This is a genomic window from Streptomyces sp. NPDC049915, from assembly GCF_040656475.1.
Taxonomy (GTDB): Bacteria; Actinomycetota; Actinomycetes; order Streptomycetales; family Streptomycetaceae; genus Streptomyces.
Genome location: NZ_JBFAMH010000032.1, coordinates 1 through 23,722 on the forward strand (window position 1 = coordinate 1; position 23,722 = coordinate 23,722).

Here is a 23,722-nt window from a genome sequence, read left to right on the forward strand (position 1 = left end):
CGGAACTTCGGAACCACGACTGCTGATCACAACGCTATAACGGCATGACGGAAGCCGCCAGCGAAAACACGCCAGCATCCGGCCCGGAACGAAGGGCTGGATCGCCCGTGAGGCTCGTCGATGGTGATCAAGCAGTTTCGCGCCCTACTTCTGCCCAAGGCGGCGGCGAGTCATGGCCTCCTTGCCGCCGACTGTTTTCCGGGTGGTCCTCACCGATCACGCGTGACCGGCCCCTCCCCACACGAACGCGGATCAGGTCGCCTGGGCCATGCGCTGCCAGGCGGCAAACTTGGCCACGTCGACGCCTTCGCGCTCAAGGTGATCGAAGACAAGGCGGCGGACGATGGCGAGTAAGGTCGGCACTGCCTGCTCCAAGCGGGCAGGGCTGGCGGTCGATGAGACGGCCACTCTCGCAGCGGGCTCCGGTGCGGGCCAGAGCAGCGACCCTGCCAACGGCGCTGCAGGGCCGGAGACAACGGGGGGGAGACGGTTGCCGCCTGGGGTCCAGCGTGCCCCCTATCGGGCACTCACAGAGGACATTCAGGACACCTATTACCGCCTACGCCCGCGCCTTCCTCCTTACCGACCAACGGGCCGGTGGGTGGTTGGCGAAGCGCTCGACATCCTCTGGCTGTACTGGAACGAGGCCGCCGCCAGTGCGAACGTCTACCGCTACATCTGGCGCCTGTTCCGCTCCCGCGTCATGGTCCGCGCCGCCCGCCACGCGGATGGCCGCCCCGACCTGCGCGCCGCCGTCTTTTCCACAAACGAAGTCCCACAACCACACCACGGACCCTGGCCCTGGCCACTTCGTCGGCCTGACCGAGCTCATCGACCTCTTCAGCGCCATCACCATCTGCCCAACGACCAGATGGACCTTGCCGTCCTGGGCTACCTGTGCGGAATGCCCGACCACCAGATCGCTCACACCCTCGGCATCACCCCTGCCCTCACACACGCCGTCGACCACCACGCCCGCGCCACCATCGAAACCCTCATCAGCAGCCCGACTTCGGAGTAACCCGCGAGCCATGCCTGCCATCGACCAGCTCCTCGCACGCGCCCGCCTCCACCCTCAGCCCAACGTTCCCGACGACACCTTCCCTACGAAGACACCCCCTACCCCACAGATCTGCCCCAGGCCGACGCTCAGCCCAGCACCACCGAACTCACCGACCCCGCCGCAGCCGACCCCCTGCACGCACTCTGCGAGACAGCCATTGCCACCCTCACCCCGAACACGCTGAACTTCCTCACCGACCAGATCCCCGACCTGCACTCCGCCTGACTCCTGGGCTGCGCACTGCACGTCGCCGGCATCGAAGACGGCGCCCGATTCTGGTGGCTGTACGCCGCAGGCGACGGCCACGCCCTGGCCTGCTACTCCCTGTCCCTATACCACCAAGCCCGCGACGAACAGCACGCTGCGGACTTCTACCGGTGCCAAACGCACCTGGAGACCACAACGCACACCGACACACTCACTGTGGCAGGCATCTGCCCGCCCCAGGAGATCCGCTTCGATGCCAGCCTCCCCACACTCCTGCGCACCCTCAGCCGGCTTGCCACGGCCCCCGGAGCCGCTCCGCGGCGCCGCCGTCACCGCATCATTGCCCTGACCAACTACGTCGCGGAGACAGTCACCAGCCACTACGTGCGCCATCCCACCGTGGAGCTCCCCGTCCCCGAGCCCCGCTTCGCCGACCGCGTCGAGTGGCTCTTGACTGCCAAACTGCCGTGGCCGAGACACACAAGGCCATCCCGCTCAGAGCCAGCACTCCCTGCTCGAAACGCGGCAGGCCCCATCCACGACCCGGCAGCGGCGGTCGCCAGAAAAGAGCGGATGCTCTCCTCGAGCAGATGACCGCCGAGTGACAACAGGTAATCGCCTACGAGTGGTTCAACTCGCCGCAGTCGGACCGGCGAGCCGACGGGACTCGAAACGGCGCGCCGTAGGGGCGCGGGACGGAAGCCGCGTGCCCTTGGGCGCACCGCTCGAAGGCGTCCGACCGACGCGCCTCAGCATGTCGATCGGACGCAGGAACGCAGATCTGGCCTTGGACGTGACCGGCCCCGGCGGGCGACGAGGCTCGAGCGGCCGGTTCGTCGGCGAGCTAGCGTTCGGGTTCGCGTTCGTGAGGCAGGCGCTCCAGCTCGGCTGCGCCGGCCGGCATTGCCGCCGCGGCGGCCTGCGCCTGGTCCTGCTCGGCCGGTTACGGACGACCGGCCCTCCGTAACCGCCGCGCCCGGTCGCGCATGGTGCGATTGCACCGTAGGCGGACGTATGGTGCTGGGACCGCCGGTAGAACCGATGCTGGCGCAGGCCCGAGACAGCGTGCCCGCGCCTGGCGCGCTGCCGGGCCGCCTGGTGTTCCAGCCGAAGTTCGACGGCTACCGCGCCCTGGTGTTCACCGGCCCTCTGGGCTCCAGTCCCGCCGAGGCAGCCTCCTCCAGGCCCGCTTGCCGCGGCGCGCCCCGTCGGCGCGCCGCGCCGCCACGGGCGGCCCCGGCCCCTCGTCCGGCCGCAGGCGGCGGAAGGCCGAGGCGAGGGAAAGGGGGTTCCGCAGCTCCTTGGCGGGCGAGCGGATCGGGCCACTTGTGCCGGGGCCGCTGATCGTCGCCCGCGTGAGTCGCAAGGCGCCCGCGCCGAGGTGAGGGTCTTCGATTTCGGAGAAATTGCACCCTTTCAGCAAGGCGGAAAACAGACGCTTGAAGTGGCGGCAAACAACATGGCCGATCTGTGTTTCTTGACGGCCGGCCGGGTGGTCGCCAAGGCTTCCTCCGTCGCATCCGCGGCAGGCACGTGCAACACCTCGGGCCGCTGATCGCCGATCGGCAAGGCCTTTTCCACTGTTTGACCGACAGTAGGGAGTGCAGCAATGTCGAAGTACACCCTGGAAAAGAAGCCCGCCTTCTTCCGCGCCGCCAACGCGGAGGTCTTCTTCGAGGCGGAGGCCATGGAGACCGAGGCCGTGATCAGCAGCCTCGGTGCGGAGCCGGAGGTCGACGCCGAGCTGGACGCGATCCTCGGCGAGCGCTGACCAAGGCACCCAGGAGGGAGCGGCTGCGGCCGCTCCCTCCGTCCGCGAACCGTTTCGAATTCCTGAAGGAAATGTGCTGACGTGCCAAGACTGCGGACGAAAACCGGGTTCGCCGGGCTGAGAACGGTCGCGCCCGACGCAGTGCCGCCGGACGCCGCCGCGGTCGTCGGTTCCGGTTATTCCCTCGGCAGCGCCCACCAAGGAGCGGAAAACGGCCCCTTCTTTCTCCGAACGCTTTCCAGAGCGCATACCTGGGGTGCGGAACAGCCCGGCATCGTCCAACTGCGCAACGGGCGCGTCCCCCTGGAACGCGCGGTCGACATCGGCGATGTGCTCTTCGACGGCATGGCGCTCGCCGACGCCCAGGAGGCGCTGGCCCAGGTGATCGCCGCGCTGCCCGCCGGTACCGTCCCCGCGGTGATCGGCGGCGACCACACGGTCACCCTGCCGGTGGTCGAGGCGCTGTGGAAGCGGCGCCGGCGCCCCTTCACGGTCGTCCAGTTCGACCACCACCTGGACGTGCAGATCTGGGACGGCGCACCGACCCGGGACGTGCCCCGAGAACCGATCTTCAACACCAACGTGATGTCCCACGTGTCCGACCTGGTCGGACACGAGCGACTCCTCCAGATCGGGGTGGCCCCGTACGCCACGGTGGAGGCCGACAGCGCCGACGGCCTGGACGGCTACCTGCACGGCGTCGGCCGGCAACTGCCTCTGCTGGCCCCGGAACTCGACGACCCCGAAGGCTTCCGCGCCGCCCTCGGCACCGGCACCGACGTCTACCTCACGGTGGACATCGACGTCCTGGACCGTTCGGTGATGTCCTCCACCGGCTATCCGGCGGAGGCCGGCCTGGGCACCCGGGACCTGCTGCGCCTCATCGACTGGGTGCTTCGGGACAACCGGCTCGTCGGCTTCGACCTGGTGGAGTTCGCTGCCCCCGCCGACGCCCGCGACGCCACCACGCTCTCGGACGCCGGCCGCGCCGTACTGGTGTTCCTGCATCTTCTCAACTGGGCATGCCGCCAGGCGGCAGAAAGGGCGTGACGACGATGAGCGGAGCAACCCCGGGCCCGATCGCGTTCGAGACGGTCGAGATCCAGGCGAACACCTTCCAGGAGACCCTGCTCGGGCTGGAGTACACCACCGGCCCCGGCCGGCCGGCGGACCTGTTCTCCCGGGCCTGCGTGGAGCAGTACGCGGACCTGCGGCTCGACCGCTTCGGCTATCTGCTCGCCCAGGTCTTCGAACCCAACGTCCTGCACGAGGCCGCCCTCCTCGCCGGGCTGTCGTACGACCCCCTCGCCGACCTGAGCCACCGGCTGACGGAACCGGTCGAACGGCTGGCCGCACTCGTCCGCGACGCGGCCGACCTCCCGGTGACCGCCCTGGTCAACACGGCGGCCGCGCTGATCAGCGTCTCCCGCTTCGACCCCGCCGAACGCCTGCTCGCCGACGCCTACACAAGGGCCGCCATCCCCCGCGAGCGGTTCGAGGCCGCCATGCTCGCCTTCGTCGTCACCAACCGGCGCGACGACGGCGCCGACTCGCCCCGCCAGTTCGACTGCATGCGCGAGGCCGCCGAGACCGGCGAGGTGCCCGAGGACCGCGTTCTGGACGCCTGCTCCCAAGCGGTCGTCTGGTACCTCAAGCGCAAGGAACTGCCGGAGGCGGAGTACGACTGGTTCCGCGCCACCGGCGCCCGGCTGGCCGAGACACGCGACCGGCTCGACCCCGGCGCGATCTCCTCCTGGTACCGCGCGCTCGCCATGGTCCCGGCCGCCGTCGGCGAGGCGGAGACCACCCGCCGCTACATGGAGTACGCGCGCGAAGCCGCCGAGGACACCATGGCGCGCCGCCCCCGCGCCTACGAGACGCACTTCCTGAAGACCTACCACGAGTCCTCGCTCAAGGAGCACATGTACCTCACGCGCGACCTTGACCGGGCCGAGGAGGCGGGGCGGGCCCTGATCGCCCTCGACCCGGCCTGGGCTCCCAGCTACGGCGAACTCGCCGAGGCCTACGCCGCCTTCGGCCGGCCCGAGCAGGCCGCCGACCTGTACGAGCAGGCGGTCGCGGCCGGTCCGCCGTACGTCGGCTACCACATGCTGCGCGCGGCGCGCTGCCACCAGAAGGCCGGCGCCACCGACCGTGCCCTCGCCCTCCACCGGGACCTGGCCCGCCTCGCCCCCGACGACGAGCAGGTGCTGCGCGCCGGCCTCGACCTGGCCGACGGCCTGGGCGACGACACCTCCCGGTTCCGGTTCCAAGCCGCGCTGGAACGGCTCGGCCACGACAGCACCCGCGGCGCCGGCCCACGGGCGGGGGACCGGTAGCCGCCATGGAGCACACCCGGTTCACCGTGCGGAACTACACCGGCTACACCGCGGTGGTCTTCGGCCTGGGCGTGGTCTCGGTGGGGTTCGGCGCCCTCGACCTCATCATGGTCGCGCCGAAGGGCCTGGACCAGGCGGCGGCCGTCGGTCAGGCCGATGTGCTCATCTCGGCCATCTACGCCGTCTTCATCGGCGTCGTCGACGTCTTCAGCAGCCGGCTCGCCATGGCCGAGGGCGAGCAGCGGACCAGCCACCGCCTGCCGGTGCTCGGCACCGCCCTGCTGCTGTTGCTGATCCCCTGCCAGCTCCTGGGCATCGCCCTCGGCCTGGGTATCGAGCCGCTGCTGCGGGCCACCGGGCAGAAGGCCGAGCTGATCCCGCTGGTCGTCGACTACGTCCAGGTCCGCACCTACGGCATCGCCCTGGTCCTCGGCTACATCGTCATCAGCGAGTCGCTCAAGATCTGCGGCCTGAAGAACCTGTCGGCCGTCAACCTGGTCTTCGGCCTCGCCGTGAACGCCCTGTTCAACTGGGTCTTCCTGGATACCGGCGCGGCCGGCCGGTTCGCCTCCCCTGCCCAGGCCGTCGCCGCGTCCACGCTGGTCGCCCAGGCAGTCATGGCCACCACCGGCGGCATTGTCCTGGTCCGCCGGCTGCGCACCCGCCCGGACCGCTTCGTACGCCCCGAACGCCACGAGGTCCTCTCCGAGTTCCGCTCGATGGCCCGCACCGCACCTGGCATCGGACTGCGCCACTTCAACGACTACATGGGTACGACCATCCCGCTGCTGTTCATCGGCACGCTCGGTGTGGTCCAGCTCGCCGCCGCCACCGTGGCCACCAAGATCTACACCTTGTTCTGCCGGGTCCCGCAGGCCTGCTTCGCCGGGTCCTTCGTCTTCTACGGCTACGCCCTGGGCCGGGGCCCGGACGACCTCACCCGCACGGTGCGCAAGATGCGCCTGTACGCCGCCGTACCCACCGCGGCGGCGACCGCCGTCACCGCGCTGGCTGCGCCCTGGCTGGTCGACGCCTTCGCCAGTTCCGGCCTCGACCGGAACCTCGCGCGCAACCTGCTGCTCGCCTATCTCCTGTACGTCCCCGCCTACTTCTTCGAGCAGATCTTCGGCGAGATGCTCACGGTCCACCAGCGCGGCGGACTGCTGTTCGTCTCCTCGACCGCGGTGACGTACCTGCTGACCATCCCCCTCGCCTGGTACGCGGTCTTCGCCCTGGACTCCACTTTTTTCGCCGTCGCCTGCAAGGGCATCCCCACCGCGGTCCTCGCGTTCGTGTTCTGGCGCGCGCTGCGCCGCACCGGCCGGCCCGGTGCGGACCGAGCGGAAAGCGAGATGAGCCTTGCCCAGTAGCCTCCCGGCCGACTCGCCCGGCCTGCCCGCCTTCCGCCACGACCCGGTGAAGTCGGTGCTGCCCGGCCGCGCCGACGGCGCCTTCCACTGGGACCGCGAGCCCGCCGTCTGCGGATACCGGCGGCTCACCCACGACAGCGCCCACCTCGGGCAGACCGTCCCCGTCCCAGTCAGCTCCACCCCCGCTGTCGTCGCCGGCGTCGGCGTCGTGGTCGCCAGTGACGACGGGCGGCTGCGGTTCTTCGACCCCGGCCTCGGCAAGGTCTACTGGGAACGCCGCCTGGACCGCTCGGTGTACGCCTCCCTCGTCGTCGACCAGGCGCGCCGCCATGTCATCGTCGCGACGACCAGCGGGCTGATCACCTGCTTCGACCTGCGCGGCACCCTGGTGTGGTCGCGCAAGGCCGAGTTCCCCGTCTTCGCCACGCCCACCGTGCTGCCGGGCGCCGACCTGCTCGTGGTGGCGGCCTTCCACAGCCGCTGCCTGGGCCTCGCCCTCGGCACCGGCGAGATCGTGTACGACCGCCCGCTGCCCCGCCCCTGGTCGGCGGCCCACGGCGGCGTCGCCGCCTACCGCGACCCCTACGCCAGCCCCGTCCCCGCCACCGACGACACCGCCGTACTGTGCTGCGGGGAACACGTCGTCGCCCTGGCCGCGGACGGCACCGAGGTGTGGCGGCAGGAGATCGGCCACCCCGTCAAGGCGTCGCCCGCGCTGCTGCACGACACCGGCCGGCTGGCCGTCTGCCCGGTCGACGGGCGCTGCGTCCTCCTCGACGCCAAGACCGGCCGCCCCGAGGCGGAGGTCCGCCTCGGAGCCAAGATCGCCGGCAGTCCGGCGGTCTCCGGAGACGTCCTGGCCGTCGGCACCCAGCTCGGCACAGTCACCGGTCTGACCTCCTCGGGCGAGGTGCGGTGGACCTCACCCCAGGGCGCGCCCCGCTCGTACACCTCGCTCACGGTGCTGCCCGACGGGAACTTCGTGGCGACCGCCGAACGCGGCAACATCGTGTGCCTCGCTCGCGAGGACGGCCGGTTCCTGTGGGAGAGCAGCCAGGTGCTCGGCCTGCCCGACCACGAACCGGCCCTGGACATCACCCCGGTGGCGGCCGCCTCGGGCAGCATGTACGCCGCGTCGTACGGGGGCGACCTCTACCAGTTCCTGTTCCAGCCGTGCGACGAGGAGTGACCTCATGTCCGTAGACCCCGTTCTGGCGCCGGACCGGGAGAGCCTCACCGCCATGGAGGAGGCCCTGGAGGCGATGATGAGCCGGCTCCGGGAGATCGTGGCCGAGCCGCGGCTGACCCAGGAGACCCTGGTCGAGATCACCTCGATCTACAACAACGTCGCCTACATCTTCCTCTACCTGGAGGCCAATGACGAGTTTGTGGACTTCGAGCGCCTGCTGCCCTGGCGCGACGCCTTCCACAAGGACCCGGAGCTGGACCGGCAGATCCTGGAGAAGCTGCTGCTGTTGCGCTGCCCGGACCCGGAGGCGGAGGAGTCCCGACTCGCCTACGTCGCCCAGCTGAGCGCCAAGCAAGAGCCCGCGGACATTGCCGTCGAGGAGGAACTCGACGCCCTGCTCACCGAGGCCAAGGGCGTCCTCGACGACGTCCAGCGCGACCAGGCCCGGCTGCTGGAGCGCCTGGGCACGCCCGCCGGATCGGGCACCCCGTCGGCCGTGTTCTACAAGCTCTCCAGCCAGGTCGGCAGGCCCGCCACCCGCGGCAAGCTCACCCGGGCCTGGCAGGGCGCGCGCGACGCGCATCTGCCGCGGCTGCTCGGCCTGGTCGACGGGATGATCGAGGCGCGGCGGCGGCAGAGCGCCGCGCAGGGCCACCCCAGCATGCTCGCGCGGACGTTCACCAAGTGCGCCGTCGAGGAGGCCGACGTGGCCGCCTTCTTGGAGCGCCACCTGGCGCGGGCGCTGACCGCCCACACCGAACTGGAGGCGGAGATACGGCAGTTGTGTCCCGACGCGGGCGACGAGCCGTTCGCCCACTTTGCGCACAGCGTCCGTACGGCGACCGGCGGGGCCAAGCCGCCGATGTTCGACCTCGACGACTGCCTCGACTACATCTTCACCGTCGCCCGGCACGTCTTCGGCCTCACCCTCACCCGGCAGGTGACCGGCGCCGCGCAGGTCGTCACCGTCGCCGTCCGCTCCGAGCACGGCGAGGTCGGCCACATCAACTTCGACCTGTGGGACACCGGGAACAAGACGATCGGGGCCAACCACACCAAGGGCATCCGCAACCGCACCGACTGGAGCGGCGTGGTGCAGCGGCCGGTCGCCTACGTCTCCTGCCGGTTCCGGCCGGGAACCGACGGCGGGGGACGGATCACCTTCCAGAACGTGCACAGCCTCTTCCACGAGTTCGGGCACGCCCTGAACCACCTGCTGATCCGCAAGCGGATCTCCAACCGGTCCGGCCTGGAGTACCTGCCCCTGGAACGGCTGGAACACCTCAGCATGTGGTGCGAGAAGTGGGCCTACCACCCCGACCTGGCCCGCTACCTCTCCCTCACCCCGGCCGCGGAGGAGGGACTGGCCCTGTGCCGCCGCATCAAGGGGATCGAGTACCGGCGCACCTACCTGGAGCGCGCCGTGCTGGCCTTGCTGGACTTCGACGTCCACCAGCGCGCCGACGGCGGCCTTGAAGACTCCTTCCGGCGCCTGGACGAGCGGTTCGGCATCGGCCGCCACTGCACCCTGGGCGACTTCCCCGGCTACTTCACCTGGCCCATGTTCACCGCCAACCCCGGCGCCAACTTCGCCTATCTCTTCGGCGCCGCGGACAGCGCCCAGAAGTTCGCCCCCTTCCACCGCACATCCCTCGCGGACGTCACGCCCGACCAGGCACCCGAACTGTTCCTGCCCTGCTTCGACTTCGACGCACCCACCACCCGGCCGGACAGCGAGGCCCTGTTCGCCTTCTACGACGCCGCCCGCCTCCACGACGGCACCGCGCCCTCGGCGCCGGCTGGGACCCGCGGCGCTCAGCACCCGGGAGCAGACGCGTGACGACGATCCCGCACGGCTACATCCGCGCCGTCCTCGGCCCCCGCGAGGAGGTGCTCGACGGCATCCTGCGGCGCTCCCTGCTCGACGACCGGCTGCCGACCATCCAGGTCGACGACAACGCGGGCCGCGTCCTGCAACTGCTCACCCTGCTGCGCCGGCCCCGGCAGGTGCTGGAGATCGGGACGCTGTTCGGCTACTCCACCATCCACCTGGCCCGCGGCCTGCCCGAGGGCGGGCGGGTGACCACGCTGGAGATCGACCCGCGAGCCGCCGAGGCCGCCCGCCGCAATCTGCGCACCGCCGGGGTCGAGGACCGGGTGGACATCGTCGTCGGCGACGCCTGTGCCTACCTGGAAACCGTGCCGCCCGGGAGCGTCGGCCTGGTCTTCATCGACGCCGACAAGAAGTCGTACCCCGACTACCTCCGGCTGTGCTACCCGCTGCTGGAACCCGGCGGCCTGCTGATCGCCGACGACGCCTTCGCCCAAGGCGACTTCACCGCCGAGCGCACCGAGGGGTCCGACGAGGACCGCGAGGCGAAGGCCATCCACCGCTACAACCGCGCGGTCGGGCGCAGCACCCGGCTGTTCTCCGCATTCGTCGGGACCCAGAGCGGTCTCCTGGTGAGCGTCAAGGAATAGACATGGCCCAGCACGCCCTCGTCACCGGAAGCAGCCACGGCCTCGGCGCCCACCTGGCCGCCCGGCTCGCCGCCGACGGCTGGAAGGTGACCGGTCTCGGACGCCGCCCCGCGTCCGAGACCCCCGGCACACCCGGCGTCGACCACCTCCAGGCCGATCTGTCCCGGCCCGAGACCCTGGAACGGATCACGGACCGGCTCGGCGAGGCACCCGACCTCATCGTCCACAACGCCGTCAGCTACCCGCCCCGCCCCGCCCACGAACTGTCCCTGGCCGAGCTGGAGGACGTCTTCCGGGTCAACGCCCTCGCCCCCTACCGGCTGACCCTGGACCTGCTGGCCGCCACCCCCGACACCCGGTTCACCTCGATCGTCGTCATCAACTCGGAGTCCATGTTCCACGCCGACAGCGACTCCGGCGCGTACGCGGCGAGCAAGGCCGCGCTGCGCGTGCTCACCGGCTCGCTCGCCGACGCTTGCCGCTCCCGCAACACGGCCGTCGCCACCTTGCTGCTGGGCCCGCTGGCCGACCCGGACAAGGTGGCGCAGCTCCAGCGGGTCGCCGCCCGCCGCGGCATCGACGAGGCCGAGATCACCCGGGTGTTCCTGCGCAAGTCCAACCCGGACCTGGTCATCGAGGAGCTGATCGACTTCGACGCGTGCTACCGCAGCGTCCAGTACCTCGCGGGCCTCGGGCGGGCGGCCAACGGCATGCTGTGCCGGCTCGACGGCGGCTCCGCCGGCTCGCTGATCTGAGCCGGGGAGCGAAGAGCGCCGCATGTCCAAGGTGACGTACCATCTGCTGGGCCGTACCGGGCTGAAGGTGTCGAACATCGCCCTCGGCGTGGCCACCTTCGGCTCGCAGTGGGGGCCGCGCTGGACCATGTCGGCCGCCGAGACCGACGCGCTGCTCGGCGTCGCCCTCGACCACGGCATCAACTTCTTCGACACCGCGAACGTCTACAACCGCGGCGAGAGCGAGACCTGGCTCGGCCGTGCGCTGCGCAACCGGTCCGCGCGGGACCAGGTGGTGATCGCCACCAAGTGCGGGTACCGCACGGACCCGCGGGACGTGAACTCCGGCGGGTGCAGCCGCCGCAACGTCGTCGCGTCCGTCGAACGGTCGCTGCGCCGCCTCGGCACCGACCACATCGACCTGCTCTACCTGCACCTGTGGGACGGCGTCACCCCCGTCGAGGAGAGTCTGGCCGCGGCGGCGGACCTGGTCTCCGCCGGGAAGATCCGCTACGTCGGGCTGAGCAACGTGCCGGGCTGGTACGCCGGTCAGGCCGAGGCCGTCGCCCGGTGGCGGGGCTGGCCCGTCCCGGCGGCGGTCCAGCTCAACTACAACGCGCTGGAGCGGACGATCGAGCACGAGTTCTTCCCGTTCACCGCGGCCACCGGCGTCGGCCTGGTCGCCTGGGGGCCGCTCGCCAACGGCCTGCTGACCGGCCGCTATCGCGTCGACCTGGAGCAGCGGCGGATCACCGGCGACGGGCGGATGACGCAGACCTTCACCACCGGCGACGTCGACCCGTTCCGCCCGGTGGTGCCCCGCGTCATCGCGTGCCTGGCCGACCTGGCCGCGCGGAGGGGGCGTACGCCCGGACAGCTGGCCCTGGCCTGGATCCTGAGCAAGCCGGAGATCACCAGCGTGGCCGTGGGCGTCTCCTCCGGCGACCAACTCCTGGAGAACCTGGCCGCGCTGGAGATCTCGCTGCCGCCGGAGGACCTCGCCCGGATCGACGAGGCGAGCGCGCAGCCGACCCCGTACCCGTACACCTTCCTCGCCGACGATATCCAGGCGCTGGTCCATGGCCCCGAGCAGCTGAGGGCAGCGCGGCCCATGACTCCGTAGCCGAAAGATCCAGCGCTGTTCATCGACGACTCGGATCACCCTCCGATAGCGCGGAAGACTCCGACAAGGTGTGAGCTGCCCGTGCAAAGCCCACCGGATTGCCGGAGCAGCGGATGCCTTCGCCAAACTCCTCACCGACCGGGTGCGAGTACTGGGCGATGACCACCCCGACACCATCGCCACCCGGCCCTATGCCGCCGACTGGCGGGGGATGCCACTGTTGATGAATCGAACGATTGATGAGCAAGATCAGTAAACGGCGGCGCCCGAGGCACCAGTCTCTGGCTCGCCCAGGCCACCAACGGCCAGGGCGTCGACCCCCTCGCCTCATGAACGCCGGTGTCCCCGATCGACATGCGGCTGGCGGTGGGCGTGCTCGCCGTCGTCGTCCTGCTGGGCGTCGCCTCGTTCGCCACCCAGGAGGGCGCTTCGGGCAGACTATGCGACCCCGCACTTCGTGCCCGCGCTGGAGCAGCTCCTCGGCTCGGCCGCCGGGCTGTCGCCGGCAACCGTGACGCGGCTGACGAAACAGTGGGGCGACGACCACGCCGCCTTCCAGACCCGTGACCTGTCGGACCGCGACTTCGTCTACGTGTGGGCCGACGGCGTCCACCCGAAGGTCCGGCGCGGCCAGCCGCACTCGTGCGTGCTGGTCCTGCTCGGCCAGCGCCTGGACGGGACCAAGGAGCTGATCGCGCTCGCGGAGGGGCTGCGGGAGTCGACAGAGTCGTGGGCCGATCTGCTGCGGGACTGCCGCCGACGCGGCATGCGCGATCCCGAACTCGTCGTCGGCGACGGCGCGATGGCACTGTGGCGGGCTTTGGCCGAGGTGTTCCCCGCAGCCCGGCATCAGAGGTGCTGGGTCCACAAATCCCGCAACGTCACGAATGCCCTGCCGAAGTCCGCACAGCCCGGCGCGCTGAAAGCGATGCAGGAGATCTACAACGCCGAGGACCGCGCGCACGCCGAGAAGTCGATCGAGGCGTTCGCACGGGCCTACGGCACCAAGTGGCCCAAGGCCCTGGCGAAGATCACCGACGATGCCGAGGAGCTGCTGGCGTTCTACGACTTCCCGACCGAGCACTGGATCCACCTGCGGACCACGAACCCGATCGAGTCGACGTTCTCCACCGTCAAGCTGCGGACCAAGGTCACCCGGGGCGCCGGCAGCCCGGCCGCGGCCCTCGCGATAGTGTTCAAGCTCGTGGAGTCCGCCCAGGAACGCTGGCGCACGATCACCGGCGCCCACCTCGTCGCCCTGGTCCGCTCCGGCGCCCGGTTCGAGAACGGCGTCCTGATCCAGCGCACTGAGGTGACGGCATGACCGAGCCCCACACCCCCGACAGCCACGTGGCCGACGTGGAACTGCAGATCGACCAGGTCACCACCGTGAACCCGGCCGAGGCCACCGCCACCGTGCGCTGCACGGCCGGACCGGTTCGCCGCGGCGCCCGCTTCGACCGCATCCACGACTCGGCAGAGACCATCGACCTGAAACTGACGCAGATCCTCACCTACGGCCGTTCCGTCGATGAACTCGACCCCGTCCACACTGCACTCGTGACCCTCCGAGGCACGGGAGTCCAACTCCTGACGTCAGCTACCCCCCACTCCGGCTGGCAGGCCATCCGGGGAACCAACCCGCTTCCATGACCAAACCATCCACAGGTTGACTATGGCTCGTCTTCATAGAGCAGGACAGAAGAGCCTCGTGTGTCTGCAGAAACCGTTGTCCTGAACGACGACATCCGGATCGCCGCGATCACCCATACCCTGCTCGGCCCCCCTCCGGCCCGCCCACCGGTGCCCCACGTGGTGCATGCTCACGACCCACTGCTTCACAACCCTGTGCTCAGGCACATTGTCGCGCGTACCGTCCGCGCCTTGCGCACCACTCGTGGCGTCGTCCACATCGCCATGAGACTCACCCCTCGGGGCCCGAGGGTCACCGAGGTCGCAGCCCATCTGCCACATGACCTCATCCCTCTCCTGGTCAAGAAGGCCACAGGCATTGACCTGCCCCAGGTGGCCGCGGAGATCGCTACCGGCAAGACACCGACCCTGGCACCCACATTGCATCGTGCGGCAGCCATCCACTTCGCCTACGCCGATCGCGGCGGACGCATCGTGTGGCTGCAAGTCCGACAACCCACGAACGACCCGCTAGTCGAGCGTTGCGTACTCACCCAACGGCCAGGCTCACAGATCCAGCGCCTGCCACTCGCGCGCGTGGAAGACAGACTTGCCCACTGGGTCGTCCTTGGGCCGAACAAGACCAGCTGCCTCGACTCGCTTGACCACGCAGCGCAGCGCATCCGGATCGCTTTTTCTGACGAGGCGCAGCAGTCACATGCGGCTTGAGGCGGCGGCCCATCAAGGCGCGTGGGCACCGGGTGGCTTTGTCCACGAGAACGTGCCCACTTCGACAGTTGCTCGGGAGGCACTCGGCCGCCGCAGCCGGGATGGAACGTTCACGAGTTTCGACAGCATCGTGCCGTGCTCGAAGTCCGCGTCCGTCCGTACCTCTTCGGCCGTTCGACTCGTCCGACCGGTCAGGAGGGCGCGCCGTCCAGGACTTCCACCTTGCCGGTGTCGAGCGAGTAGTAGGCGCCGACGACGGCAAGGGCGCCCTTTCCCACGAGGGGGGCCAGGTCCTCGTTGGAGCGCAGATCGGCCGCGATCAACTTGACCTGGGCGCGGGCCATGGTCTCGACCGGGTCGGCGCCACCCTCCCGGACTACCTCGTACGCCGGCTGCAGCGCCTTGACGATCGCCTGCAGGTTGCCGGGCAGCGGTTTGCCGTCACGAAGGGACGTGTACGCCGCCTTGACTGCGCCACAGCGCTGATGCCCGAGGACCACGATGAGAGGGGTGCCACTCGTCATAGGCCCGTACTCGACAGAGCCGGTGACCACCGGGTCGACCGCCTCCCCACCGGTGCGCATCACGTATAGGTCACCCAGGCCGGTATCGAAGAGGAGCTCAGGCGGCACTCGCGAGTCGATACACGAGAGAATCGCCCCAAAAGGCTGCTGCTCCTGGGCCACGAGCTGACGCCGGTTCGGATCCCGGTCGGGGTGTTGAAGGTCTCCGGTCACCCAGCGCTTGTTGCCTTCCATCAGCCGCGCGAATGCCGTGGCCGGCGTGGTGGGCCGCGCTTCCGGCGAGGTGCTGGTCGCCGACGAGGCGGCCATCGTGGATGAGCACCCCGCGAGCGCAACCGAGGCGACCGCAAGTCCGCCGGCAAGCAGCGATCTACGATCAGGCCGTCCGGCTCTGTCCATCGGTCGGTTCACCTCGATACCGCTCAGACACGTCCCTGCGTCTTGACCAGGCCAATGGTCCAGCGCGGTGTGGGTGCCCTCGCAGCAGGCACAAGCGGGAGCGGGCCACATTCCTCCGGACAGCCCACAGAACCGGCTCGGGCGGCGACGTTAACCCCTGATGCCGAGACCCGCCCTGCCCGACCGGAATGTCGACGGCGGGGTGCTGTCCGTCCTCGTGAACATCAACTTCGACGCGATCCGGGGGCCTCCCGGGACCATGAACAACCGCTGTCGAAACTCGGGTCAACTTCTGTGACGCGGCCACGCTGAGTGACGGCTGAGCTTCTCCGGGCAGTAGGTGAAGTCGCCTCGAAAGTGAGCCGTGGTCAAGGCGGTTGGTATGACAGTTCGGGGCCGTGGAAGAGATCGTGCTCCGGTTGAAGGAGTTGTTGTTCCCGTCGATCGCGGAGGTTGCGGTGCGCCGGTGGACGTGAGTATCGCGATAGTGCGGGTCGACGTGGAATGCACCGCGAACGGTGCCGCTTGCCCTGCGTGCGGGGTCCGGTCGAACCGGGTTCATGGTTCCTACCTGCGGTTTCCTGCTGATGTGCCCAGCGCCGGACGAAGCGTTGTTCTTCAGCTGAGGGTCCGCCGGTTCACCTGCGGGAACCCGGGATGCATCCGCCGCACCTTCGTCGAGCAGATACCTGGCCTGACCCGTCGGCACGGTCAGCGGACCGAGCGGCTGCGCGCGACGCTGGCCGCGGTCTGTCTCGCCCTGGCTGGCCGGGCCGGCGCCCGCCTGAGCTGCGCGCTCGGGGTCTACTTCAGCCGGAGCACCGTCCTACGCCTGGTCGCCGCCCTTCCCGAGCCGGAAGTGCCCGCCCCGCGTGTGGTCGGCGTTGGGTACGCCCCCCGCAAGGGCGGCCACTACGGCACCGTTCTTGTCGACGTCGAGACCCGCCGTCCTGTCCACCTGCTGCCCGACCGGGAGGCATCGAGTCTGGCGGCCTGACTCGCCGATCGACCCGGCGTCAAGGTCGTATGCCGGGATCGGGCGCCGTTCTTCGCCGAGGGCGCCACCGCCGGTGCACCGCAGGCCGTCCAGGTCGCGGACCGGTGGCATCTCTGGCACAACCTCAACGAGGCCGCCGAGCGCAGCGTCGCTCAGCATCGTCACTGCCTCCGCACTCTGGCCCCCACGGTCCCCGAACCAGGCCCCGGTCCCGAACGCGAGGCTGTTCCGGCCGCGGACTCGTCCGGTTCTCCTTGGCCGCGCGGGCACCGATTCGCCGATCGGACGCGGGCCCGGCATACCGCCGTCCACGCACTACTGACGGCGGGACACAGCCGGCGCTCGGTGCAGCGGCAGCTCGGGATGGAGCGAGGGCTGCACCAAGGCCTGGAAGCTGTGGGAGGAGATCGTGCCACTCGGCTACAAGGGCAGCTTCCAGCGCGTTCGCGCCTACCGGCACGATAAGGGCACCTCAACGCAGCGGGTGACCGCCCGGCCGCTTTCGCCCCGGGCCGTCGCCGGATGGATCCTCCGCCGTCCGGACAACCTCACCGAGACCGAGCGACTTCAGCTCAAGGCCGTTCGGATGCACTGCTCTGAACTCGACGCCCTCACCGGGCACGTCCGCTCCTTCGCGACCATGCTCACCGAGCGCCAGGGCGAGTGCCTGCCCGACTGGCTCGACGCCGTCCGGCAAGACGACCTGCCCAGCCTCCACACCCTCGCCGCCGGCATCGACCGCGACGGCGACGCCGTCATCGCCGGCCTGACTACCGACGCCAGTGGCCGGACCTCACCGAGTCGTTCAACCATCTTGCCCACCCCGACCCCGCAGTTCCTGAGACCCCCTTCAGCACCCGTCCGACCCGTTTCGAAAAGAGTTCGGTTTCCCGCGACGGACGCCGGCTGCCTCCCCGTAGAGCAGACGAAGGCATCGCCCGTCCCGCCGCACACCACCGTCCGACTCGCGAACCCAAGAGGTACCCGTGACTCTTTTGTGCGCACCACGTCTTCACCGCCGTCCGCGGTCGCGGGGGCGTCTCGCCGTCGGGTTGCTGGCGCTCGTCGCCGCAACCCTGCCCAATGCGGCTGCAAACGCCGCCACCCCGCCCTCCGGATCGATCAGCAACACCGCGCCCACGACCACGTGGAGCGCCGGACCCTTCGCCGTCCCGAATGTCTCCGGCACTGCCGCAACGGTGAGTTGCGGGACTGCGCAACCCTGCGACGACTATGCCTTGAAGGTGTCCGTGCCTGCGGGCTACGACGCCGGTCACAGCCTGCGCATCGACGTCAGATGGCCCGACTCTGCCGCCGACTTCGACCTGTACGTCCTCGACGCGGACGGCCGGGAGGTGGCTGCCTCGGCCTCTTCCAGCGACCCCGAGACCGTGCTGCTACCGGCGGTGTCGGCGTCGTATACCGTGCGCGTGGTGCCATACGCGCCGCTCGGCGACAGCTTCACCGGCACCGCGAGCTTGATCACCGCTCCGACCGATCCCCCGCCCAGTACCGCCACACCACCGACGTACGCGAACTCCTGGGCGCCCGACAACATCACCGATGCGCACAACGCCGGCGAACCCTCGATCGGCGTCGACCGTGCGACCGGCGCCGCGATGTTCCAGGCATACACATCGACCCTCAAGGTCACCTACGACAGTGCCGGTGGCGCCACGTGGCAGGACAAGAGTGCAAGCGCGGCCAACGGCTGCCCCCAGGGCAGCACCACCAGCCTCGACCCGATCCTGTTCACCGACCCCGTCACCCACCGCACCTTCGAGTCGCAGCTCGCCGGCAAGACCGCCCTGACCTGCTACACCGACGACGACGGTGACACGTGGACGCCGACGGGCGGCTCGGGCATCAACTCCGGTGTGGACCACCAGACCATCGGCGGCGGCCCCTTCGCCACGAGCGGTCCAGGCGCCGTCACGTCGTACCCGAATGCCGTCTACTACTGCTCCCAAGACATCGCCGACGCATCCTGCGCGGTCAGCGGTGACGGCGGCCTGACCTACGGGCCCGCCGTTGCCATGTACTCGCTGCTGGACTGCGGCGGCCTGCACGGCCATGTGAAGGTGGCCCCGGACGGCACGGTGTACGTGCCCAACAAGGGCTGCGGCGGCCATCAGGCCGTGGCCGCCTCCGAGGACAACGGGCTCACCTGGACCGTCCGCGACAACCCGTCCAGCACCCCCGGTGACTCCGACCCGAGCGTGGGCATCGGGGCCGGCGGAACCGTCTACATGGGCTACCAGAACAGCGACGGCACCGCCCGCATCGCTGTCAGCCACGACAAGGGCAAGACGTGGCTGTACGACCAGAACGCCGGCGCCGCCCTGGGCATCAAGAACATCGTCTTCCCGGCGGTGACCGCGGGCGACGACAACCGCGCCGCCTTCGCCTTCCTGGGCACCACCACCGGCGGCAACTATCAGGACCCCGCCTTCCAGGGCGTGTGGCACCTGTACGTGGCCACCACCTACGACGGCGGGCAGTCCTGGGTCACCGCCGACGCCACCCCCACCGACCCGGTTCAGAAGGGGTCGATCTGCACCGGCGGCACCACCTGCGGCCAGGACCGCAACCTCCTGGACTTCATCGACGTCACCACCGACGCCCAGGGCCGCATACTCGCCGCCTACGCCGACGGCTGCACCGGCACCTGCGCGACCGGCGGCGCCCAGAACTACGACGCCCTGGCCTCCATCGCTCGCCAGACCTCCGGCAACACGCTGTACGGCGCGTACGACGCCATAGTCCGCGGCACGCACAACAAGCCCAAAGGACGCCACTAGATGAAACCAACGCCCACGGCTGCCGTACTGGCAGCAGCCGTCCTCAGCCTAGCCGCGCTCACAGCATGCTCGGCGGCCGACCAGCACGCCAAAGCCCCAAGGTCGACCCCGCACGCCAAGAAGCAGGCAACCGATCCGCCGATCGGCAACGCCGCCCGTGCCGCCAGCGGCGGTTGCCCCACTACCGCCTCACTGCCGCTGCCCAAGGACTTCCCCGAGAACCTGCCAGTACCCCAAGGCGCGGTCGTCACCTCGGTGGAACACCGCACCGGCGGACGGCTCGTCGTCGCCACAGTCGTACCGAGCGGATTCGACACCACCCTGGCCTTCCTGCACCAGCAGCTCCCCAACGCCGGCTACACCCCCCAGGACGGCGAAGTCGAAGAGGACGACGCCGAGTCGAACTTCTCCTCCGCGAACGTCCGGGGCCGCTGGACCCTGCGCAAAACGCCCGACTGCCAGAAAGGGGTATACCTGACCTACCTGACGTCCGCCGCCCCCTGAACCCGGCCCGGCCACCTTCCGCCGACCGGTGAAACCGCAAGGGGCCACCCTCCGCAACCAGCGGCATACGCGCGCCGCTGACCCAAGGGTGGCCTCACGGACGGGAAGGACACCCGCCGCCAGGCGAATAGAACAAGGCCGAGCCGACCTCCGCCCCTCCGCCAGGTGCCAGACCCGCCGGACGAAACATGCCAACCGCCCGCCGACAGCCTGCGGGAGAAACAGCACTGGCGGCCGGCCACGGCGGATCGAACCCACGACGACCCTTCACGGTCAGGCGGCAGCCGAGCAGACACTCCCCCACCGGGCAGACGTAATTACGGCGGTCCTGGAACAGGTCGTGGCGGGCGCCGCGGCCTTCGCCGGTGTGAACGCGGACGGTGGAGCGGCCGTCCAGCCGGTAGTGATGGAAGGTGTAGGTGTGGCCGTGCTCGTCGCTGAGGGTCCAGCCATCCAGGTTCACCGCCCAGCGGGTGCTGTTCGTGATCTCCACCCACTCGGCGTTCAGCGAGCGGTGGGAGCTCTGACGGTTGCCGCGGTCAGCCGGCTAACGGCGTCCGTCCGGCGGGGCGGCGTCCGGTTGCACTGCGGTCGTCCAACGGGAGAAGGGACGGGCGCGCGGTAATGCCGCTGTCAGGAGGGTGCCGAAGGCGGCGCCCTCGATTGCGACGCCCAGTTGGAAGCCCCACAGCTCCCGGGGCATCGGCAAGGTGAGCAACACGCCGACACCGAATGCAGTGGCCACCGCCCACACCATGCCGCGGGTCCTGGCCAGCCCACCGGCCAGCGTCCCCGCGGCCGCCGCCATGGTGAGGGGGGTGAGAAAGTGAGGGTGGGCCAGCGACTCCAGGCCCCGCTGCTGCGCCCACCAGGTGTAGGCGGGCGGCAGGAAGGCGGCCGTCAGCGCAGTCACGGCCAGGACCAGGAGCAGGGCACGCCGGGCCGGCCGGACCCGGTCCAGCACCATGTACCGGGCGAGCCGCCGCCCGCGTATCGCCCCGGTCAGCGGCACCCCCAGGAGCAGCGCCAGCAGGGCGAGCAACCACCACGGATCGATCAGCTGGGTCATGTACACGTATTGCGTCCACACTGCGGCGTGCAGCGGTCCCGGCAGCGCGGCGAGCCGCTGGTCCATGAACTGACCGAACTCGATCTGCCACTGCAGCCCGAATACGGTGTCCGCTTCGGCGACCACCGCGCCCGCCACCACCAGCCCCAGCAGCGCGACCATGAGGAAGGGCCGCCGCGCCAGGTCCACCGGACGGGCCCAGCAGTCCGCGAGGAACTGGCACCAGAGGGTGAACAGCAGTGCCAGCGCTGCCACCGTCAGCCAGCCGGAGAACTGCGACGAGAAGCGCAGCCCCGGCAGCATCAGGTGGTCGACGATGGCACTGGGCGACAGAGCGAAGCCCGCCAGCACGCCGAGACTCACCCCCAGCCGGAACGGCACCGGCGACGGGGCTCCGGCTTGGTGGCCCAGCCGGTGCAGCGCAGCGCGGACCACCGTCAGCAGCAGTACCAGCACCACCAGCAGGGTGATCAGCCACGTCGGCCACCAGCCGCTGATGCCGCCGTCCTCCCGGACTTGTGCGGTGACCGAGGCCACCGGATCCCAGGCGAGGGGCAGGCAGAACCCGACGACGAAGGCGAAGCCGATGTTCTGGTGCATCAGCAGCGCCTGGTCCGCCAGGCAGGCCCGGCGCTGCGCGAAGGTCGGATGAGTGCGGGTGAGCCGCGCCCACCAGCCGCGGACCGACCGCCGGGGCCGGCCATCGGACCCCGCCGAGGCGAGGTCGAAGGCGTGCAACAGTGGTTCGGACGTCCCCAGCCATTCCACGACCCGGGCGTCCGCCCGGAATTCCCTGGTGCGCAGGACCACCGAGCGGGCGGCGAGGGCCACCGCGGCGAAGGCGGCCGCGTCGAGAAGCGCCGCCCCCGAGTACGGGGCGCTGCCCGGGACGAAGACCAGCCCGACGAGGTCCCCGAACATCCTGGGGAAGAGCATGAGCGCGAAGTAGCAGCGCAGCAGGCCCAAGGTGATCAGGGTGATGTCGACATCGCGGTTGCGCAGATGGGCCAACTCGTGAAGGAGGACGGCGCGGAAGGCGGCGCGGTCCGCCGCGCCCGCGTCGTGGAGGCGGATCAGGCCTCGGCTGAGGATGATGCAGCGGCGGCCGGCGCGGCCGAAGGAGACACCGTTCACCCCGGAGTCGAGGAAGTCCACCAGGAAGGTGACCCCGCGGGCCTGCTCGACGCCCGCAGCCAGGCGGGTGACCTCCGCGTGCAGGGAGGGGAAGCGCTCGGCGTCCAGCGGGCGCACACCCCGGCGCCGGGCACGGCGGGCAGAACGGAACCAGTAGTGCGCAGTGGTGGCCACGGCGAGGATCGCGTACGAGACGAGGATGCCCTGCGAGGTGTGGTCGTCGCTGGAGTCACACGGCTTCTGCCGAGGACCGTTCCTGATGAAGTCGCCCGTCCCGCCGGCCTCCCGTACCGCTTTGCGCAGGCAGTCGTTGAGATCGGGGGCGCCCCGGTCGCCTGCGATGAAGTCGGCGTAACCGGGGTGCAGGACGGACATGAACGCCAGCACCGCGCAGATCAGCAGGACGAAGGCGAGGAGTGTTCCGGAGGGCAGTGGCCGGCGCGGTGGCGGCACCGTTTCCAGGGGCAGTTCACCCTGCCCGGCGGCCGTCATGTGCCGGAGCCGGGCCTGTCGGCCGCCCTCAGCTGGTCCCGGACCACCTCGGCGAGAAGCTCGGCGCGGTCCGGTGGCAGCCCGAGGAGGACCGCGGACCGCCCGGCTGCCGCGCCCAGCTCGGCGATCCGTTCCTCGGTGAGGGCAGGGCGCTGCTGTTCCGCATCGGAAGCGGTCGGCTCCTCGCTCCGGCCGCGGGTCAGCAGACGGCGGAGCCGGGCCACCAGCCCGCTGCCAACCGTCTCCCCCATCATCTTGACCACCTCGGTGGCGACCCCGCAGGCGATGCTGGTGACAACGAGTTCGGCGGCACCACCGAAGGCCAGCGGATCGACCTCGCGGTGACGCCGGTCCCGTCGGCCGGGGTGCTTCGCCAGACTTGCCGCGGTCTCGTCGAAGTAGGGCAGTTCTTCAGGAGCGATCCGCGCCACGATGGCCCGCCCCAGCGCGAGGTCGGCTGCCTCGGGCTGTTCCACGTCGGTTTCCTTCCTCGCGGACGTCGAAGGATCAGCACCGTAGTGCACAACTGCATTGCATGTGTGGCGACTTCACGATGCTGTCACACTCGAAACAGCGCGGCCAGTACGCACCACGCGCGGCGACCTCGAAGCGGCGGTAGTTCTTCGGGGCCACCTTGAGCACCCCGGCGACGTCCACGGCTCGCAGGCCCGAAGCGCGGCGCAGGTCCGCCAGCGCCCATGTCTCCTTTTACTGTCCCTAACAAAGCCGTTGGACGTGGCGGTGGGTGATCAGACAGATGGCGAGGCCGAGGAACGCTTCGTGGATGTCGTCGCGTCGTTCCCAGCGGATGCGCAGGCGGCGGAAGCCGTGGAGCCAGGCGATCGTGCGCTCGACGACGTAGCGGAAGATGCCCAAGCCCGCGCCGTGGGGCTGGCCTCGCTTCGCGACCACGGGGCGGATCCCTCGCTGCCAGAGCAAGCGGCGGTACTTGTCGTGGTCGTAGCCGCGGTCGGCCAGCAACGCGTCCGCCCGTCGGCGGGTCTGCCGACCTGGCCCGCAACAGCCGGGATCTTGTCGAGCAGGGACAGGAGTTGGGTGATGTCGTTGCGGTTTCCGCCGGTCAGCGAGACCGCGAGCGGGATGCCCTGCGTCGCTGACCGAGGACGGTCCGATCGACATACGGGTCGCGTTCACCGACGGCAC

Annotated in this window: 19 protein-coding genes and 5 pseudogenes; 19 read left to right on the forward strand and 5 right to left on the reverse strand. The window is 70.1% G+C overall.

Features of this window, described 5'->3' with window-relative positions:
* The first annotated feature begins 120 nt into the window (after window positions 1-120).
* From AB0J12_RS34325 to AB0J12_RS34390, 14 genes and pseudogenes are all read left to right on the forward strand, one after another.
* Window positions 121-354 (forward strand): hypothetical protein, encoded by a 234-nt coding sequence (locus AB0J12_RS34325; RefSeq protein WP_363268563.1) that lies wholly within the window; start codon window positions 121-123, stop codon window positions 352-354.
* A gap of 247 nt (window positions 355-601) precedes the next feature.
* Window positions 602-1,021 (forward strand): hypothetical protein, encoded by a 420-nt coding sequence (locus tag AB0J12_RS34330; RefSeq protein WP_363268564.1) that lies wholly within the window; start codon window positions 602-604, stop codon window positions 1,019-1,021.
* Window positions 1,022-2,879: 1,858 nt separating this feature from the next.
* Window positions 2,880-3,041: a hypothetical protein gene (locus AB0J12_RS34335; protein WP_363268565.1), complete on the forward strand. Its 162-nt coding sequence runs from the start codon at window positions 2,880-2,882 to the stop codon at window positions 3,039-3,041.
* An 81-nt stretch (window positions 3,042-3,122) separates the two neighbouring features.
* On the forward strand, window positions 3,123-4,091 hold the full coding sequence (locus AB0J12_RS34340; protein ID WP_363268566.1) for an arginase family protein: 969 nt from the start codon (window positions 3,123-3,125) through the stop codon (window positions 4,089-4,091).
* Window positions 4,092-4,096: 5 nt separating this feature from the next.
* Window positions 4,097-5,380 (forward strand): hypothetical protein, encoded by a 1,284-nt coding sequence (locus AB0J12_RS34345; protein WP_363268567.1) that lies wholly within the window; start codon window positions 4,097-4,099, stop codon window positions 5,378-5,380.
* A gap of 5 nt (window positions 5,381-5,385) precedes the next feature.
* Window positions 5,386-6,750, forward strand: coding sequence for an MATE family efflux transporter (locus AB0J12_RS34350; protein ID WP_363268568.1), 1,365 nt, complete (start codon window positions 5,386-5,388; stop codon window positions 6,748-6,750).
* Window positions 6,740-7,939 (forward strand): PQQ-binding-like beta-propeller repeat protein, encoded by a 1,200-nt coding sequence (locus AB0J12_RS34355; protein ID WP_363268569.1) that lies wholly within the window; start codon window positions 6,740-6,742, stop codon window positions 7,937-7,939. The genes AB0J12_RS34350 and AB0J12_RS34355 overlap by 11 nt, the downstream gene beginning before the upstream one ends.
* 4 nt (window positions 7,940-7,943) lie before the next feature.
* Entirely contained in the window at window positions 7,944-9,779 is a 1,836-nt protein-coding gene (locus AB0J12_RS34360) for a M3 family metallopeptidase (protein ID WP_363268570.1), read from the forward strand.
* Window positions 9,776-10,420: an O-methyltransferase gene (locus AB0J12_RS34365; RefSeq protein ID WP_363268571.1), complete on the forward strand. Its 645-nt coding sequence runs from the start codon at window positions 9,776-9,778 to the stop codon at window positions 10,418-10,420. Before AB0J12_RS34360 ends, AB0J12_RS34365 begins: the two co-directional genes overlap by 4 nt.
* 2 nt (window positions 10,421-10,422) lie before the next feature.
* Complete coding sequence (locus tag AB0J12_RS34370; RefSeq protein WP_363268572.1) at window positions 10,423-11,175, forward strand: SDR family oxidoreductase; 753 nt, start codon at window positions 10,423-10,425, stop codon at window positions 11,173-11,175.
* 22 nt (window positions 11,176-11,197) lie between these two features.
* Complete coding sequence (locus tag AB0J12_RS34375) at window positions 11,198-12,277, forward strand: aldo/keto reductase (protein WP_363268574.1); 1,080 nt, start codon at window positions 11,198-11,200, stop codon at window positions 12,275-12,277.
* A gap of 442 nt (window positions 12,278-12,719) precedes the next feature.
* Window positions 12,720-13,601: pseudogene (locus tag AB0J12_RS34380) on the forward strand (IS256 family transposase); the annotation flags it as partial.
* A complete protein-coding gene (locus tag AB0J12_RS34385) occupies window positions 13,598-13,930 on the forward strand; it encodes a hypothetical protein (RefSeq protein WP_363268575.1) in 333 nt (110 codons plus the stop codon). The pseudogene AB0J12_RS34380 and the gene AB0J12_RS34385, both read left to right, overlap by 4 nt.
* Window positions 13,931-13,990: 60 nt before the next feature.
* Window positions 13,991-14,638: a hypothetical protein gene (locus AB0J12_RS34390; protein ID WP_363268577.1), complete on the forward strand. Its 648-nt coding sequence runs from the start codon at window positions 13,991-13,993 to the stop codon at window positions 14,636-14,638.
* 191 nt (window positions 14,639-14,829) lie between these two features.
* On the opposite strand, the gene AB0J12_RS34395 is transcribed toward AB0J12_RS34390, so the two are convergent.
* Window positions 14,830-15,471 carry a carbonic anhydrase gene (locus AB0J12_RS34395; protein WP_363268578.1) on the reverse strand — a complete coding sequence of 214 codons (642 nt, stop codon included), beginning with the start codon at window positions 15,469-15,471 and terminating at the stop codon, window positions 14,830-14,832.
* A 472-nt stretch (window positions 15,472-15,943) separates the two neighbouring features.
* On the opposite strand from AB0J12_RS34395, the pseudogene AB0J12_RS34400 reads away from it, so the two are divergent.
* The 5 genes and pseudogenes from AB0J12_RS34400 to AB0J12_RS34420 all read left to right on the forward strand — a co-directional run.
* Window positions 15,944-16,147 (forward strand): annotated as a pseudogene (locus tag AB0J12_RS34400) (hypothetical protein); the annotation flags it as partial.
* Window positions 16,148-16,150: 3 nt separating this feature from the next.
* On the forward strand, window positions 16,151-16,558 hold the full coding sequence (locus tag AB0J12_RS34405; RefSeq protein ID WP_363268638.1) for a hypothetical protein: 408 nt from the start codon (window positions 16,151-16,153) through the stop codon (window positions 16,556-16,558).
* A gap of 66 nt (window positions 16,559-16,624) precedes the next feature.
* A pseudogene (locus AB0J12_RS34410) lies at window positions 16,625-17,023 on the forward strand (hypothetical protein); the annotation flags it as partial.
* 779 nt (window positions 17,024-17,802) lie between these two features.
* Window positions 17,803-19,359, forward strand: a complete 1,557-nt coding sequence (locus tag AB0J12_RS34415; RefSeq protein ID WP_363268579.1) for a sialidase family protein — start codon at window positions 17,803-17,805, stop codon at window positions 19,357-19,359.
* Window positions 19,360-19,863, forward strand: a complete 504-nt coding sequence (locus tag AB0J12_RS34420; RefSeq protein ID WP_363268580.1) for a hypothetical protein — start codon at window positions 19,360-19,362, stop codon at window positions 19,861-19,863.
* 310 nt (window positions 19,864-20,173) lie between these two features.
* On the opposite strand, the pseudogene AB0J12_RS34425 reads toward AB0J12_RS34420, so the two are convergent.
* The 4 genes and pseudogenes from AB0J12_RS34425 to AB0J12_RS34440 form a co-directional block, all read right to left on the reverse strand.
* A pseudogene (locus AB0J12_RS34425) lies at window positions 20,174-20,383 on the reverse strand (lamin tail domain-containing protein); the annotation flags it as partial.
* A gap of 27 nt (window positions 20,384-20,410) precedes the next feature.
* On the reverse strand, window positions 20,411-22,558 hold the full coding sequence (locus AB0J12_RS34430; protein ID WP_363268581.1) for a M48 family metalloprotease: 2,148 nt from the start codon (window positions 22,556-22,558) through the stop codon (window positions 20,411-20,413).
* On the reverse strand, window positions 22,555-23,034 hold the full coding sequence (locus AB0J12_RS34435; RefSeq protein ID WP_363268582.1) for a hypothetical protein: 480 nt from the start codon (window positions 23,032-23,034) through the stop codon (window positions 22,555-22,557). Before AB0J12_RS34435 ends, AB0J12_RS34430 begins: the two co-directional genes overlap by 4 nt.
* 241 nt (window positions 23,035-23,275) lie before the next feature.
* Window positions 23,276-23,664 (reverse strand): annotated as a pseudogene (locus tag AB0J12_RS34440) (transposase); the annotation flags it as partial.
* Window positions 23,665-23,722: the final 58 nt, after the last annotated feature.

Coding starts and splice junctions, on each gene's coding strand:
- AB0J12_RS34325 (WP_363268563.1), top strand. CDS start 121: ATGGTGATCAAGCAGTTTCGCGCCCTACTTCTGCCCAAGGCGGCGGCG.
- AB0J12_RS34335 (WP_363268565.1), top strand. CDS start 2,880: ATGTCGAAGTACACCCTGGAAAAGAAGCCCGCCTTCTTCCGCGCCGCC.
- AB0J12_RS34345 (WP_363268567.1), top strand. CDS start 4,097: ATGAGCGGAGCAACCCCGGGCCCGATCGCGTTCGAGACGGTCGAGATC.
- AB0J12_RS34350 (WP_363268568.1), top strand. CDS start 5,386: ATGGAGCACACCCGGTTCACCGTGCGGAACTACACCGGCTACACCGCG.
- AB0J12_RS34360 (WP_363268570.1), top strand. CDS start 7,944: ATGTCCGTAGACCCCGTTCTGGCGCCGGACCGGGAGAGCCTCACCGCC.
- AB0J12_RS34370 (WP_363268572.1), top strand. CDS start 10,423: ATGGCCCAGCACGCCCTCGTCACCGGAAGCAGCCACGGCCTCGGCGCC.
- AB0J12_RS34375 (WP_363268574.1), top strand. CDS start 11,198: ATGTCCAAGGTGACGTACCATCTGCTGGGCCGTACCGGGCTGAAGGTG.
- AB0J12_RS34385 (WP_363268575.1), top strand. CDS start 13,598: ATGACCGAGCCCCACACCCCCGACAGCCACGTGGCCGACGTGGAACTG.
- AB0J12_RS34395 (WP_363268578.1), bottom strand. CDS start 15,471: ATGGCCGCCTCGTCGGCGACCAGCACCTCGCCGGAAGCGCGGCCCACC.
- AB0J12_RS34420 (WP_363268580.1), top strand. CDS start 19,360: ATGAAACCAACGCCCACGGCTGCCGTACTGGCAGCAGCCGTCCTCAGC.
- AB0J12_RS34430 (WP_363268581.1), bottom strand. CDS start 22,558: ATGACGGCCGCCGGGCAGGGTGAACTGCCCCTGGAAACGGTGCCGCCA.